22 protein-coding genes are annotated in these 13,096 nt (G+C 32.0%); 14 read left to right on the forward strand and 8 right to left on the reverse strand.

What is annotated here, in order from left to right; all coding sequences use genetic code 11:
• Positions 1-423: 423 nt before the first annotated feature.
• The 7 genes from H5R64_RS05135 to H5R64_RS05165 all read left to right on the forward strand — a co-directional run bounded on the left by H5R64_RS05135 (position 424) and on the right by H5R64_RS05165 (position 6,375).
• A complete protein-coding gene (locus H5R64_RS05135; protein WP_182580276.1) occupies positions 424-1,425 on the forward strand; it encodes a hypothetical protein in 1,002 nt (333 codons plus the stop codon).
• A 418-nt stretch (positions 1,426-1,843) separates the two neighbouring features.
• Positions 1,844-2,233 (forward strand): hypothetical protein, encoded by a 390-nt coding sequence (locus H5R64_RS05140; protein ID WP_182580274.1) that lies wholly within the window; start codon positions 1,844-1,846, stop codon positions 2,231-2,233.
• A 49-nt stretch (positions 2,234-2,282) separates the two neighbouring features.
• On the forward strand, positions 2,283-3,518 hold the full coding sequence (locus tag H5R64_RS05145) for a ParM/StbA family protein (protein WP_182580272.1): 1,236 nt from the start codon (positions 2,283-2,285) through the stop codon (positions 3,516-3,518).
• A gap of 71 nt (positions 3,519-3,589) precedes the next feature.
• A complete protein-coding gene (locus H5R64_RS05150; RefSeq protein ID WP_182580270.1) occupies positions 3,590-4,240 on the forward strand; it encodes a hypothetical protein in 651 nt (216 codons plus the stop codon).
• A gap of 283 nt (positions 4,241-4,523) precedes the next feature.
• Positions 4,524-4,682, forward strand: a complete 159-nt coding sequence (locus H5R64_RS05155; RefSeq protein WP_182580268.1) for a hypothetical protein — start codon at positions 4,524-4,526, stop codon at positions 4,680-4,682.
• Positions 4,683-4,695: 13 nt separating this feature from the next.
• A complete protein-coding gene (locus H5R64_RS05160; RefSeq protein ID WP_182580266.1) occupies positions 4,696-5,532 on the forward strand; it encodes a Fic family protein in 837 nt (278 codons plus the stop codon).
• Positions 5,533-5,556: 24 nt separating this feature from the next.
• A complete protein-coding gene (locus H5R64_RS05165; protein ID WP_182580264.1) occupies positions 5,557-6,375 on the forward strand; it encodes a Fic family protein in 819 nt (272 codons plus the stop codon).
• 19 nt (positions 6,376-6,394) lie between these two features.
• On the opposite strand, the gene H5R64_RS05170 is transcribed toward H5R64_RS05165, so the two are convergent.
• The 7 genes from H5R64_RS05170 to H5R64_RS05200 form a co-directional block, all read right to left on the reverse strand.
• Complete coding sequence (locus H5R64_RS05170) at positions 6,395-6,580, reverse strand: hypothetical protein (protein ID WP_182580263.1); 186 nt, start codon at positions 6,578-6,580, stop codon at positions 6,395-6,397.
• A gap of 787 nt (positions 6,581-7,367) precedes the next feature.
• On the reverse strand, positions 7,368-7,733 hold the full coding sequence (locus H5R64_RS05175; protein WP_182580261.1) for a PX domain-containing protein: 366 nt from the start codon (positions 7,731-7,733) through the stop codon (positions 7,368-7,370).
• A 17-nt stretch (positions 7,734-7,750) separates the two neighbouring features.
• Positions 7,751-8,155 (reverse strand): hypothetical protein, encoded by a 405-nt coding sequence (locus tag H5R64_RS05180; RefSeq protein ID WP_182580259.1) that lies wholly within the window; start codon positions 8,153-8,155, stop codon positions 7,751-7,753.
• Positions 8,139-8,603, reverse strand: a complete 465-nt coding sequence (locus tag H5R64_RS05185) for a hypothetical protein (protein ID WP_182580257.1) — start codon at positions 8,601-8,603, stop codon at positions 8,139-8,141. Before H5R64_RS05185 ends, H5R64_RS05180 begins: the two co-directional genes overlap by 17 nt.
• 90 nt (positions 8,604-8,693) lie before the next feature.
• On the reverse strand, positions 8,694-9,806 hold the full coding sequence (locus H5R64_RS05190) for a site-specific integrase (RefSeq protein ID WP_182580255.1): 1,113 nt from the start codon (positions 9,804-9,806) through the stop codon (positions 8,694-8,696).
• Between the two features lie 31 nt (positions 9,807-9,837).
• Positions 9,838-10,317 carry an ImmA/IrrE family metallo-endopeptidase gene (locus tag H5R64_RS05195; RefSeq protein ID WP_182580253.1) on the reverse strand — a complete coding sequence of 160 codons (480 nt, stop codon included), beginning with the start codon at positions 10,315-10,317 and terminating at the stop codon, positions 9,838-9,840.
• Positions 10,318-10,332: 15 nt separating this feature from the next.
• On the reverse strand, positions 10,333-10,722 hold the full coding sequence (locus tag H5R64_RS05200) for a helix-turn-helix domain-containing protein (protein ID WP_182580251.1): 390 nt from the start codon (positions 10,720-10,722) through the stop codon (positions 10,333-10,335).
• 140 nt (positions 10,723-10,862) lie between these two features.
• On the opposite strand from H5R64_RS05200, the gene H5R64_RS05205 reads away from it, so the two are divergent.
• Together H5R64_RS05205 and H5R64_RS05210 are read left to right on the forward strand one after the other, a co-directional pair.
• Positions 10,863-11,078 (forward strand): helix-turn-helix domain-containing protein, encoded by a 216-nt coding sequence (locus tag H5R64_RS05205; RefSeq protein ID WP_182580249.1) that lies wholly within the window; start codon positions 10,863-10,865, stop codon positions 11,076-11,078.
• A 63-nt stretch (positions 11,079-11,141) separates the two neighbouring features.
• Positions 11,142-11,342, forward strand: a complete 201-nt coding sequence (locus H5R64_RS05210; RefSeq protein WP_182580247.1) for a toxin-antitoxin system HicB family antitoxin — start codon at positions 11,142-11,144, stop codon at positions 11,340-11,342.
• Here the strand turns inward: H5R64_RS05210 and H5R64_RS05215 are convergent.
• Entirely contained in the window at positions 11,278-11,460 is a 183-nt protein-coding gene (locus tag H5R64_RS05215; RefSeq protein WP_182580245.1) for an Arc family DNA-binding protein, read from the reverse strand. The genes H5R64_RS05210 and H5R64_RS05215 overlap by 65 nt on opposite strands.
• A 118-nt stretch (positions 11,461-11,578) precedes the next feature.
• Between H5R64_RS05215 and H5R64_RS05220 the strand changes: the two genes are divergently transcribed.
• From H5R64_RS05220 to H5R64_RS05240, 5 genes are read left to right on the forward strand one after another with little or no spacing between them, the layout of a single operon-like run.
• A complete protein-coding gene (locus tag H5R64_RS05220) occupies positions 11,579-11,734 on the forward strand; it encodes a hypothetical protein (protein ID WP_182580244.1) in 156 nt (51 codons plus the stop codon).
• Complete coding sequence (locus H5R64_RS05225) at positions 11,735-12,070, forward strand: DUF771 domain-containing protein (RefSeq protein ID WP_182580242.1); 336 nt, start codon at positions 11,735-11,737, stop codon at positions 12,068-12,070.
• A 37-nt stretch (positions 12,071-12,107) separates the two neighbouring features.
• Positions 12,108-12,371: a hypothetical protein gene (locus H5R64_RS05230; RefSeq protein ID WP_182580240.1), complete on the forward strand. Its 264-nt coding sequence runs from the start codon at positions 12,108-12,110 to the stop codon at positions 12,369-12,371.
• Between the two features lie 13 nt (positions 12,372-12,384).
• On the forward strand, positions 12,385-12,717 hold the full coding sequence (locus tag H5R64_RS05235) for a hypothetical protein (protein WP_182580238.1): 333 nt from the start codon (positions 12,385-12,387) through the stop codon (positions 12,715-12,717).
• 43 nt (positions 12,718-12,760) lie between these two features.
• Positions 12,761-13,054 carry a hypothetical protein gene (locus H5R64_RS05240; protein WP_182580236.1) on the forward strand — a complete coding sequence of 98 codons (294 nt, stop codon included), beginning with the start codon at positions 12,761-12,763 and terminating at the stop codon, positions 13,052-13,054.
• The last annotated feature ends 42 nt before the right edge of the window (positions 13,055-13,096 follow it).

Consider the following 13,096-nt stretch of genomic DNA (forward strand, 5'->3'; position numbering starts at 1 on the left):
CCTCCTTCTCCGTTTAATGCCTATTTGATTCTGGTTCTCAGTTAAGGACTTTATCTCCCTGAATGTTGATAAATCAATGTTCGGGGAGCTTTTTTATTATAATTGATTGTACTATGTTATACTAAGTTGACACATTAATGGTGCACTTAATGTGCACTTATAATATCAGAAAAGTGCACAATGTGCACTAAAGTGTTATAAAACAAATACTTTTCATATTTTAATTTTAATTAAAAAGATTTGGGCAGCTTTTTTTTGTAAAGTGTGTTAACCTTTAGTTATCTTAAAATTGAAAAGAGGAATTATTATGACAGATTCTGTAAGTTCTGCTAAGTTCACTGCAGATGCATTTTTTGCTGGTGTCGGTGGAATTGAGCTAGGTTTTGAGCAAACCGGCAAGCTCAGAGTGTTGTATGCTAATTAATGCCATCCTCCAAGAATGAAACTCCTGAGATTTCAGTTGGTGAAATTAGCTATAGCTCTATTAACGTTGATAATATTCATGGGTTGAAGTGTACCACCGTTAAGAAACCTCAGAACTTTGTGTTTACTGATGGAATTCATGAGTATAAATGGTCTGCTACTGATAGCCAGTTGTTTATGAAATTCCATAATAAGGATATTTCTTTGGAAACTTGGCCAGTTCATTACGTTGACGATGCTTTTGCGTTCTTTGAGAATATGGGTTCTGAAACTGTGGAGAAGACTATTTCTCATTCATGGGTTCTGAAAGTAGAACCTTATTCTGGATTTAATGCGTTTATGGGACAGCCTAAACTGGCACGTAAGAATAATGCTCGTGAACGTAGAATTCAACGCATTAAAGAGAAGTATGCTAAGGCTTTGTCTGATGAGCAATTGATGGAGTTAGGCGATAAACTTAATTCGCTACTGCTACCTAATTGGAGTAAAGATGCAGATAAGCCTGAGATGATTGCTATTAGACAAAATTTGATTGATTACGTTAAGTCTTTAGGCAATAGTGACTTACTAGCTGAGATTCAAAAGGTGGTATATCGTCCGAGTGACGAACTTGAGCTAAGAATACCTAATGCTTGGGAATTTCACCAGGCATATCCTGACTTCTTTACAGATAAACCGATATTTAAGAATGGAACAAAGAAGTGTGTTGAGAGCAAGGAAGATAGGACTTTTAAACTACGATTTGTTCCATCTGGTGATGAAATAGAGGCTTATATCAATCAATCAAGTGGGAAAGCTATTGAATCAACTGGTAAACAAACCATTTTGGGACAGTGGATTCATCGTAATATTTTTCAATTAAAACCATATGAGCAGTTAACTCAATCAAAACTAGATGAAATGGGTATTAATGCTATTCGATTAACCAAAAAGCAAGATGCCGTTGAGTTATCATTCACGTGGATTGATCCTAACAATAAACCAGATGACTACTGGAGTTAATAAAAGTAGCAGTTTTCTCACCAAGATAATTTGAAGAAGATTGCTTTCTTTTTATTAAAATATCCATATTTTATGGCACTGACTTAGTTCAGTGCTTTTTTATTTGCTGAATGTTAGGGTTGGGCGATGATAGTTTTCAGTCAGCACCATTTTTATAATTCTCTATATGTAAAATGCATTAAATAATATAAGATACATTGACAAAGTAAAATTAGATGTTAGAATATAATTGTAAATTAAATTAATTAATATAATATATATATAAAAAGGAGCGATTCTGATGATTCAATCAATACTTAATACTTTCATTGACTTCATTTTTTACGTTTTTCTATATACTTTTATCGTTGGTATTTCTTGGGCGTTGATGTTACTTGTGCTAAATATCTATTGAAAGTACTAGAAAGAGGGTAATTTAATGTATTCGAATGAGCTTGATTTTAATAAGAATTATCTTAATAAAGAAAGAAAAGAAATCTTTAATGCAGTGATGAATTTTGATGATAACACTAAAACAAAGTTTCTCTTTTTCACCAAATCCTCATTGCGTGACTTTCTTTCTGATCTTCAGAAGAAATCATATCTTGACAATAATATTGGTTTTATAGTTCCTTGGTCAGATATCGCCAAGAGAATTTATATTAATCAGGAAAACTTAAATTATTATATTAAGGAGCTGTCTGATTGGGATCATAGCGTAATTCGTTTTTTGCTTAAGACCCTTGTAAATGCTTTGAATCAAAAATATTCAAACATGCATTTTGAGGTATCTGATGACGAAAAGTACATTTATTTAAATTTCTCATAGTTAAAGAATATAACTGATAATATTTAATTTAAAAAAAGAGGTAATTATAATGACAGAGGATTATAGCGCTAATGAAATTTTGCATTTTTCAAATGATGCAGGAAATGACAGTATGAAGACTTACCTTGATGGTGAACCCTTCAAGATGCCATCTGTTATTGCTTTTAAGGGACCACAGGACTCTACTGCTCCAATCTCATTTGAGAATGAAGAAGATAAAGGAAAATATATGAATGACTTCCTTAATCATATGGACGTTTCAATTTCAAGTAATGCAGTTAGTGAAAATCGGCGTTTCCTTGTAGGAAGTAATGCTGCTGCTAGTGGTCTTCACCTAACTTCATTCGATTTAAACGACTTATCAGGGAAGTCTGATGTTGATTTGACGGCCTTATTGACCCTGAGTCTAATTGCTGGTAACCGGGTAAAAAAAGCTTATAAAAAGGGTGAAGGATTAAACGATCCATTAAAAGTTAATGTCAATATGACTACTGCTTTACCGATTTTAGAAGGAAAACAACCAGGTAAAATTGATAAATACCGTGATCGGTATCTGAATGCTACTCACGTGGTTACTTTCCATAACTTTAAGGATCCTATTGTTGTGCAGATTAAATTTAATCACGTGTATGTTGGACTAGAAGGTGAAATGGCTCAATTAATGATTAGCAATAGTATCAATAAGCAATTAGGTCAAATGATTATTAATCAACTTAAAAAGCGCTATCCAAAGGTAGCTAACTCATTAACCCCAGAAATTCTGGAAAAGTTGATTCAAAACTCACTTGGAATTGATATTGGTGGAGGAACTACTGAATGGACAGCTATTGTTAATGGAACTACTAACCTAAACGTTTCTACTTCGCTGATGCAAGGATTTGATAATGTTTTAGAGAAGGCAAGATTATATCTACAAACGAAAAACCTTAATTTTGAAAACATTTCTCAAATCCAAGAATATTTGAGCTCTGATACGGATGACTTCTTTAGTAATAATAAAGAGGTTGTTAAGCAAGCAATTACGGATAACGCTATTTCATTTAATGAACAAATTGTTAAACAGACCTCTTCGGTTGTTCGGCAAATTGGTTCGCAATTAAACCTAGTATTTGTATATGGGGGCGGTTCAATTTCACTTGCTGATACTTCACTGTTAGATGATTTAAGTAATAAGCTAAAATTATTTAAGGGTGGTGCTGAAGTACCAGTTATTTGGATTCCAAAGCCCTATGCTCAGGTAATGAATCTTGGCGGACTTTCTATCGTTCAGAAAGCCTTAAACTAGCTTAATATATAAGAACAATAGGTTATCTGCTACAATAATAGAGATAACCTATTGTTGTTAGGAGTAATAAAATGGCAAAGAAAAGAAAAACTATAAAAACTAGATCAAGATCACTCTACTTACCTAAAAATAAAGTCATGGATGAATGGTTTAACAATCAAGATAATGCTGGAGTATCCATTAATAATGGGATTATCTTAAAAATTGAAGAATACGGAATTAAGGATTATCCATTAGCTATCGCTGAAAGTTATGCCACTACAGATAAAAAATTAAAAGACAAAACTAATATTGGTACTCAGGAAAGCTATTCAAAGGTTCAAACAACAGAAAAGCAACAACGATCAAGCGCACTCTACAATGAAGGGCCGGTCTTGGAGTGGATTGAATCCCAAAGTAATCTAAGCAGCTCAATTGGTTTATTGATCACTGACTTAATAGCTCAATATGGTACTAGTGATTTACCCCTAAAGCTAGCGTGGCTCAGCGGTAGAAGAAATAAATGCTTAAATGAACTTTCAACTGCAAACATTCCAGAAAAGGATGACGATGATGTTCCTTTGAGCGATGAAGAAGTAGAGCGACAATCCGAATCAACGCAAGAAGAAGGTAATGAAAAATCATTAGGATCTGAAAAAGTAAACTCAGAAAAATCAGACAACGATGAAGACAAGATCGACTTATCAATTCTTCACGATAAAAGCTTTTTTAATAATAATTAAATTAAATAATATATGTTAGCAACAATTTATTTAATACAAATTATATTAAATAAATTAAAGCAAATGTATATATACGTATCTTGTATTATTTAATATATTGTAAATGTCGGATGAACGAGTAAATACTTTATATAATATAAGATAAATATAATTACTCCACTTATTACTAATGATTTATGTTATATAAATTAAATAGTATTGCATTGGTAATTTATATTATTTAATATAAATTCACTACTAAGCCAAAAATAATTGGTCACTAAATTATTCAAGGTGGTTTGTTATGGAAAAAGAAGATTTACTTTTAGAAAATGCAAAAAGTATCATTACCAAAGTTTCACTTGAAGTGATTAAGAAAAAAGTTGATGCTACTAAAGAAAAATCTGATGCTGAATTTTGGAAAAATATTTATTATCTAGCAAAGAAGTATAGAACAATGTAAAAAGGAGATTTATATGGATTCTAACAGGCTTAATATTGCTTATGCATTACAGTTAGAAAGAGATTCCAGAACCTCATCAACTCTTTATGATTGGTCACAGGTGCAATTTTCTTATAATAGTAACCATATGGAAGGTTCAACGATTACAGAAGCGCAGACCGATCAAATTTACCATGAGAATGCTTTTTTAGCTGAAAAGGATCAAATCATTCGCAAAGATGATCAAATTGAGACGGAAAATCATTTTAAACTATTTAACTATATGTTGAATACGGTTGATGAGCCATTGACGTTAGACTATATTGCTAAACTACAGGGAATCTTAAAAAAGGGTACCTCTGATGAAGATAACCCATTAAAGGTTGTTGGTGGATTTAAGAAGATTGATAATATTATTCGTAATGATCGAGTTGGTGATACAGAGACCTCAACTGCAGATAATGTTAAACAGGATCTTCAAAGACTTATTGATACTTGGGAATCCTCAAAGCATTTAAAAATGGAAGATTATGCTAAATTTCATTATCAATTTGAAACAATTCACCCTTTTAGCGATGGAAACGGTCGTGTAGGGAGAATTTTGTTATTCAAAGAGCGATGTCGTAATCGACTCATGCCGTTTATTATCCGCGATGAAAATAGATTGTTTTATATTAGAGGACTTAACGAATATAAGCGGCAACCGGGGTACCTGATTGGTACTTTTGGTCAGTCTATGGATGAATATACAAGTGCTGTACAACAAGTTTATGGACCTAATTTTGAAAGGCTACCTAAACCAAAGAGGCAGGCAAAAGGACAGGAACTCCCTGATAATTTCTTAAATCATGGTTTCGGAAAGTCTCATTAAGAAACAGGGCAAGGAGGTAAGCTAATGGACAATACCAGATTAGCCCACTTAGTTGCATCTATTGGGAGCCTTAATGGGTACGGTAGTTCTATCGCTCAAACAAAAAAAGCCTTAGATACAGGCAACGTCCAATATCTAAAACAAGGTACGGAAGATAGTAATATATTTAAGGATGCAGTTGCGGGAATAGATGCAATTAAAGAAATTGGCTTTAATGAAGATGGAATTATTGCTGTAAATAAGGCATTTGTTAATAGCGAGGAAGAAGACCCAATACTACCTGGGCATTTAAGAAATACTCTTTATAATACAGATGATAATATTGCTATTACAGTAGATGAGCATAGTCAAAAAGCATATATTCCTAAGGGAATTGTTACCCGTGAAGATCTTAAAAAGATTGTGGATAATTTCAAAAATTCTAAGCAAACTAGATTTGATGGATTAAGAGTATTTGCACAATTATCAAAATTACAGCCTTTTCAGGACGGCAATAAACGTACTGCGTTAATTGCTGCTAATGCTGCATTAGATATATGGTCCGATGAACATTATTTAGTATTACCATTTAATGATTTAGATAAAGCTGAATTTTCGATTAACCTAATGCGGTATTATGATGCAAAAACTCCCGATAAAGAAAATGAATACTTGAAGCGAATGAATTCATTTTTACCTGGGTTTAATGAGCTTAATTATAATAAAAGTATTGAAAAGGCAAAATCATTAAAAAATGTTAAAACAAAACCCTTGTTCAGGGATAAAAAAGTTAAAACACAGAAAGCTGATTACTCTGATTTAGACAACTCATTATTTAATCATTCTCGAGGAATACATCACTAGTTAGGAAGGAGCAGGATTATCAATTGCAGATTATACTATCACTATTGTTTTCAGGCAGTTTTTCATTTATGATAACTGGACTTATTCTAATTATTACTTGTCTTCCAGTTCCTTCAATAAAAGAACTGGAACTAACAATATCATTATTTGGATTTGGAGCTGGGTTAGCATTTGGATGCTTAATAATAATATCTAGGTATTCCATTAGCAGTTTTCCCAGTTCTGGGCTATTCCTTTCGTTAGTAATCTTATTTACGTGTTTACTAACTCATAAACTTTATAAAACAATCAATAAATAAGAAGGCATTAAAATAGTAATAATAAAGATAAGCATGATTTCTAATTTACTTGTGATTTCAATTTGTTTAGACCTTATGATTCAGTTCAATCATGTTAATATCTATCAGTTTATAATAATCGTAATGACAACATATTCTGTTGTGGTTCAAATAAAAACTGATTACTAGATTGTTTTAATTAACATAAAATAACCATATTTGCTTTACAGAATACATTAATTAATATGAAGTTCCTGTAATGATTTTAAATTATATATTATTTAAATATGTTAAATAACATATTATCAAAGCTAAACTCGATTTATGTAAAGTCAAATTACATTAAATAATATAAATCAAGATTAATTGAATTTAAAATAAGTTATATAACATAATATGAATTGAATATATATTTCTACGTTACATTATATAATGCAATATGAATGTATTCTGTAGAATGGTAATTAATTTATCATTTTATAATATGTTATATAATATATAAATTATGCTAAAACATATTATGCTGTATAACACAATATGTTTTTTAGTAATTGTGAATTACATTAAATTAATAATTTTAGCCTAGTAATTAAGAACTATTGATAGTACAAAAAACAGGGAACATCGGTGATGCTCCCTGTCAATCAATACTTAATACGTAATTATAGTATCATACAAATATGTGATTTACAATTGTTGGTTGTTATGTATTAGTTAGTAGTTCTTATTAATTACAACATCATCTCTAATGATGAAGCTGCCAAACTTGTCTCGCAAGCTATTAATTACCTTTTTTGGAAAATCATGAAAAAGAATTGGCATATGTGGCCATGACTGATGAAGTTGATTAATAATCTTTAAAAACTCTTTGGATTCTAGTTCATTAGTATTTCTAGATAAAATTTCAAAAGAAGTAATTGCACCACCAAAATCATGAACAAGTTCTACACAGATAATATAGTGCGGATCAATTACAGACTTGGTAACCCATAAGTTAATGGCAGAAGAATAGTGTTCATAATAGTGTTTGATTTTGGTATTAGTTTCATTAATTAGTCGATTTAACTGAATGTTATTCATTACATTACCTCTGAATCTTAGTCGTTTAATGCTGCCATAAAACTACTACCACCTAAGAATAAGATAGCAACAGCCCTTAAAATAGGATTTTGAATAAAATAGATCAACATGATGATAATTACTGCTGTAAGGATCATTAATCCTAATAATGTTAGTACTGATTCTGTATTGCTAACTTTGTTTCTAAATTTCCAAAAGACACTTAATATAACACAACCAGCAATAATTAGTACGAAAGCCCAGATTAAGTAATTCCAAGAAGAACCATTATCATATAACATTACTTCTAACGGGTTCTTTCCAGTGAGCTTTTTGTTATATGAATTAAGAAGACTACAAAATATAATAGAGCAAACGAGATAAATTGAAAATACGATGTATTCCCAAGATAGTTCTCTTGTTTTTTTAAAGAATTCTTTCATTGTTTATTTTTTTCCCTTTCTTCTTATTATTTTTTTGGGTATCAATATACTTTTTAGTCATTAAAAGTTTCTTTTTATTGTTCGATAGTGAAGAGAATATAAATAAAACAAAGATTAAAAGGACCAAAACAATTAAGAAGATAAAACAAAAACTACCATTCAATAGGATATGTGCCTTGTATGTAGACGATGGTTCAAATACCTTTATAACTGATTTAGCAAAGCTTACATAAGAAGAAATAATACCACCTATCGCTGAAATTATTAAAACAATAAAGAAACTAGTGGCTATTTTTGATCGTTTGTCATACTTTACTTCCAGGTTCAGCAGATGTTCATCTAATTCTTTTTGATTTAGACTCTTTAAATATTTAATGTAATCATCATACGAAACATTACCCATCATTTGAAATTCTTTTGCTAAGTTAGTCCATTTTTTACTGACCACTTCTGACACCTCTATTCGCTAAAATTATCTAATCTTGATTATAGCAAAAAATTCTAATTTCTTATTATCCCAATATGATCAGTGTTTAGATTATAGCTTAGATTCTGAATCAACGTTATTTAGGATTTTTTCAATTTCATCATCAGAACGAACTCGATACTCGTCGATTAAGTATGAATAGACCTTACTAGTGGTTGTTATATCAGCGTGGCCGAGCCGTTTAGCAATAATATATAGATCGATATGATGGGCGAGTAAGAATGCTACATGAGTATGGCGTAAGCTATGAAAGTGGAATCCTTTTTTCTCAATATTTAATTCTTTTAATACCTTACGTAAAACTTTATTAACTGCTGATGATGAGGGAATGGTATTAAATTGTTGAAGGAATACTTGATCTTCGGGTTGAGTATTCTCTTTTTTTAGTTGGTTTAAAATTTCTAAAAGCTTTTCATTAACTCGGATGATTCTTTTTGAGGACTCGTTTTTAGTTGATTTGAAAATATTTTTAGTTTCTAACCAGGCACGATTAATCGTGATAGTATGATGAGTAAAGTCTATATCTTTCCATTTCAAGCCTTGAATTTCCCCAAGACGAGCACCGGTAAATAATGCAGTTATAATCATGTACTTAGACGTATAACGTGGATTCAATGAATTCTCTAAGTAATCAGTTAAGTGCTGCATTTCTTTAATATTTAGGTATTCAATGTGCTTTGTACGTGATGCGTCATAAACAATATCAGTATTCCTGATAAAATCTCTTTTAACGTCACCATCATAGATTGCATCCTTAATACAAGCATGATACAAGGTGTTGTATTTCCTAACAGTTGATTTAGCATGAGATTTACCAAAATCCGCAATAAATTTACGGTATAAACGACGATCCATCTGGGCTATGGGTACACCATCCAAGTATTTCTTTAGATTATGGTAAGCATTTAAATATGTATTATAAGTACGATCAGAAACATTAGCTTCTTTATAGGTTTCAAACCATTTCCAAAAGTAATCAGGGAATGGTTCATTTCCCCGGGTTGATAACATATTCTTAGATTTATCAATTTGCATTTGCGCTTCATATTGTAAGGCCTCTGTCTTTAGACGGAATGACTTACGTTTGAAGTGCCTTTTTTTTGAGCTGTCATACCAGGTAACTGTTACCTGCCATTTACCCGATTTTAATTGTTTGATTGACATAGTATAGCCTCCTTAATAAACGTATGTTCGATTACATGCTCAAAGAAAAAAGACCTTCATTAGAGAACTCGGTCGAGTTAGTTAGTAGTTTTAATTGTTCTTGATGCTTCACCACTAAGTCTAAGTCATGAAGCATGTAATAAGGAATAGCAAATGTTTCAGCCAATTGTGTTTCCGTTTCAAAATGTAAATCATGAAGATTAATATACTTTAGTATTAACTGAATAGCAATTACATCAGCAGCATCTTCAACCTTAAGATTAAATACTTCAGAATTAAGTTGATTGTAATCCGGTGATTCAGTAATTACATGACCCATTTCATGGGCAAGCGATATTGGCAGTTCGTAACGTGGATTCCAATTTGGATTGTAATAAATGAGCCTAAGACTAGCAAGGGAACGAGAAGGCCAATTGCTAAGCCATGAAGGGGATAACGTAACTTTTATATTAAGATTCTTACAGAGTTTAAGTAACCAATCAACTACATCATTCATTTGAGTGTTGTACATATAATTACCGCCTTATTAATTATCCATGCCTTTTAGTATGCCTTTCATGGAGGCTCTTAATGCAGCCCTTTGTGCTTCTGAAATATCATGTCCTTCAAAGGAACGCATACGATTGATAAGAGTGTCTAAATCTTCATCACTTAAGTCATCAAATTTCATAGAGCCAATTTCATCAGAAGTTGCCTTATGTTGTCGCTCTTTTTTTGAGCTAACACCCATTAGCCATCCTTCATCAACATTAAGAACTTTTGCTAGATTATATAAATTGGTTTGCTTTGCTGCGTATTTACCATGAATATATCCACTAATCACCGAACGATCGATATGAGAACGTCTGCCTAATTCTGATTGAGAAAGTCCGGAATCTTTTAGGGCTTGATTGAGTCTTGATTGAAAGGTAGCCATTAATTACTCACTCCTTGGTACTAGTTTATCACATTTTCTTTTTTTGTGGATCTTTCCCTACAAAAAATGTTGACAAAACTACTCAAAAGTTTTAATGTTGAGTAAACTAAACAACTAAACAATGCAAGTGAGGTGATATTTTGGTTATTACTAAATTTCATTATGTTCGATTGCGAAAAAGAATGAAGGAGCAACGATACACAATAAAAGCTTTAGCATCAAGAATAGGAATGGATAGGGGATCTTTAAGCGATAAACTAAATAGTAAAGTTGATTTTACACAAAAAGATATGGTTAACATTGCTACAGTATTAGGGATCAATTTAGAAGAAATATCTCATTATTTTTTTGAATGATTTGTTTAGTTTTCTAAACAGGCGAATTTAGCAAATATATTTTGACACTAAGGGGTGACCTAAATGCAAGAAATGCAATTACCTAATAGAAAACAGCGTAAACAAACAACGCTTCGCTTACCACCTAATCTTTATAAACAGATTGAAGTAGAAGCAAAGCGTCAAGGCATCAGTATTAATGCTTTTACAGTTTCATTATTTAATCATTATGTTTCTCAGTATCAATGGTTCCATGATGATTCTCAAAAGATTCAACATGTTTGATAATTAACTGTTCAATTTCTTTGTTAGCTGAGCGTCCATTGTAAGAAGCTATATATTTAAGCTTATTCATCAAATCAACAGGCACTCTTAGTCCAAACATTGGCAATTTAGATGCCATTTATATCACCCCAAGTATTAACTTACTGCCAACATTCTAGCAATAAAGTGCTAACAAAATAGCAAGTTGACAACAAAGTGATAACACTTTATAGTTAATTTTAAGGAGTGATAACACTATGATAACACCAAGAAAGAATACAGGAATTCGGATGCCGATTACTTTAGATAAGAAATTAACCGATTTAGCAGATAAAAAAGGATTAACTAAAAATGCTCTTATGATTCAAATTTTATCTAGTTATTTTGATAAGAAACGAAATGAGGTGACCTAAATGCAAGAAATGCAATTACCTAATGGAATTAAGGTTCAGTTTCCAGAAGAAGTTGTTTTAATCTCTAAAGCAACCCTGAGTGAATTGGAATCACAAGCTCTTCTTGGAAAAATGTGGTCGATTAAAGATATCATGGCGAAACTTGGTGTTAATCGCCAATGGATTTTAGATAATATCTTAGCTAATCCAAGATACAGCAATGAAATTGAACGTTTGAAGCAAGAAGGCGTTGTCCAAAAAGGACCAGCTAAGAATAGCCCGTGGCATTTTAAGGCTCGTGAATTCTGTGAATGGCTCGACCGTCATGAAACAGCATTCGATTTCACTAAGCGATGATAATACCAGCACTTCTAAAGAGAAAGGAATGATTTCTATGACTACAGAGAAATTAACGTTAGAACAAGCCAGTAGTATTTTAAAAAGCTATCAGGAGAATGGTTGGCTGATTGAACTAGACGCTAATCCTAGTCGAATCGACTGTTTGTATTGGGCTTATGTCTATCCTGCTGGTAAATGGCACGAGGAATACATTAAAAGCTTATGCAAATCATTCTTCTCAACCAACGAACTGATTATTTGGTTAGCAAGTCATTTAGTTGCTAACTATCCATTAAAAGAGATTAAGTCAAAAATTTAAGGAGGAAAACAAAATGAGTAAATTAACTAAAGAAGAAACGATGGGTAAGGTAGGACAAATATTAGATGAAGCAGGTTTTCACACAACCTTTCTTCTGACAGAAAGAGATCTTTCAGATGTTGTAATACAGGTTAAAGGATTCTTGAACGTAGAGCAGGTTATGGGTGCGTTGTTAGCGGTGACTAGAAACGAACGTTTAACTAGTTTAAGTCTTATTCCACCGGTAGACGGTGTTGATCCTTCAGAAATATTGGAAGCTTCACTGATTAAGGCGGCCATTACCGCTACCGATTTACCCAATGACAAAATCAAGAAAATTTTAAGGCAGTTAATTAAGACAATGTAGTGAAGAGGATTCAGCCAAGAATTTAAGAAGAGAGGAAAAGTAAATGGCACTTACTAAAAAAAACGAAAAAGCGTTGCTTGAATTTGAAAATATGATTTCTGAATCAGATTTTGATGGATATCTATTTATAGCTTCTGAAAAAAGTAGTGGTAAATACACCGTCAATTCCGATCGTAATTTGCCATTGCTAAATATCATGAAATCTATTTACACCCTAACCAAGGCTGAAAAAAAGCCATTGCCAGTCGTTGCAATAATTTATTCAACTTTAATCGCTGCTGGATATAGTCCAAGTAAATCCAAGAAGCTTTTATTATCGCTAGCGGAGAAATTGTAGGTAGTTGATATGAACAAGAGAAATAAAGCAACGCTCCGCTTA

The organism is Limosilactobacillus fastidiosus (assembly GCF_014145505.1).
GTDB lineage: Bacteria > Bacillota > Bacilli > Lactobacillales > Lactobacillaceae > Limosilactobacillus > Limosilactobacillus fastidiosus.

Excerpts from the sequence above, each read along its gene's own strand:
- H5R64_RS05150 (WP_182580270.1), top strand. The coding sequence starts at position 3,590 with ATGGCAAAGAAAAGAAAAACTATAAAAACTAGATCAAGATCACTCTAC.
- H5R64_RS05170 (WP_182580263.1), bottom strand. The coding sequence starts at position 6,580 with ATGGAATACCTAGATATTATTATTAAGCATCCAAATGCTAACCCAGCT.
- H5R64_RS05240 (WP_182580236.1), top strand. The coding sequence starts at position 12,761 with ATGGCACTTACTAAAAAAAACGAAAAAGCGTTGCTTGAATTTGAAAAT.
- H5R64_RS05175 (WP_182580261.1), bottom strand. The coding sequence starts at position 7,733 with ATGAATAACATTCAGTTAAATCGACTAATTAATGAAACTAATACCAAA.
- H5R64_RS05235 (WP_182580238.1), top strand. The coding sequence starts at position 12,385 with ATGAGTAAATTAACTAAAGAAGAAACGATGGGTAAGGTAGGACAAATA.
- H5R64_RS05225 (WP_182580242.1), top strand. The coding sequence starts at position 11,735 with ATGCAAGAAATGCAATTACCTAATGGAATTAAGGTTCAGTTTCCAGAA.
- H5R64_RS05190 (WP_182580255.1), bottom strand. The coding sequence starts at position 9,806 with ATGTCAATCAAACAATTAAAATCGGGTAAATGGCAGGTAACAGTTACC.
- H5R64_RS05165 (WP_182580264.1), top strand. The coding sequence starts at position 5,557 with ATGGACAATACCAGATTAGCCCACTTAGTTGCATCTATTGGGAGCCTT.
- H5R64_RS05230 (WP_182580240.1), top strand. The coding sequence starts at position 12,108 with ATGACTACAGAGAAATTAACGTTAGAACAAGCCAGTAGTATTTTAAAA.
- H5R64_RS05210 (WP_182580247.1), top strand. The coding sequence starts at position 11,142 with ATGCAAGAAATGCAATTACCTAATAGAAAACAGCGTAAACAAACAACG.
- H5R64_RS05135 (WP_182580276.1), top strand. The coding sequence starts at position 424 with ATGCCATCCTCCAAGAATGAAACTCCTGAGATTTCAGTTGGTGAAATT.
- H5R64_RS05215 (WP_182580245.1), bottom strand. The coding sequence starts at position 11,460 with ATGGCATCTAAATTGCCAATGTTTGGACTAAGAGTGCCTGTTGATTTG.
- H5R64_RS05160 (WP_182580266.1), top strand. The coding sequence starts at position 4,696 with ATGGATTCTAACAGGCTTAATATTGCTTATGCATTACAGTTAGAAAGA.
- H5R64_RS05155 (WP_182580268.1), top strand. The coding sequence starts at position 4,524 with ATGGAAAAAGAAGATTTACTTTTAGAAAATGCAAAAAGTATCATTACC.
- H5R64_RS05145 (WP_182580272.1), top strand. The coding sequence starts at position 2,283 with ATGACAGAGGATTATAGCGCTAATGAAATTTTGCATTTTTCAAATGAT.
- H5R64_RS05220 (WP_182580244.1), top strand. The coding sequence starts at position 11,579 with ATGATAACACCAAGAAAGAATACAGGAATTCGGATGCCGATTACTTTA.
- H5R64_RS05195 (WP_182580253.1), bottom strand. The coding sequence starts at position 10,317 with ATGTACAACACTCAAATGAATGATGTAGTTGATTGGTTACTTAAACTC.
- H5R64_RS05200 (WP_182580251.1), bottom strand. The coding sequence starts at position 10,722 with ATGGCTACCTTTCAATCAAGACTCAATCAAGCCCTAAAAGATTCCGGA.
- H5R64_RS05140 (WP_182580274.1), top strand. The coding sequence starts at position 1,844 with ATGTATTCGAATGAGCTTGATTTTAATAAGAATTATCTTAATAAAGAA.
- H5R64_RS05180 (WP_182580259.1), bottom strand. The coding sequence starts at position 8,155 with ATGAAAGAATTCTTTAAAAAAACAAGAGAACTATCTTGGGAATACATC.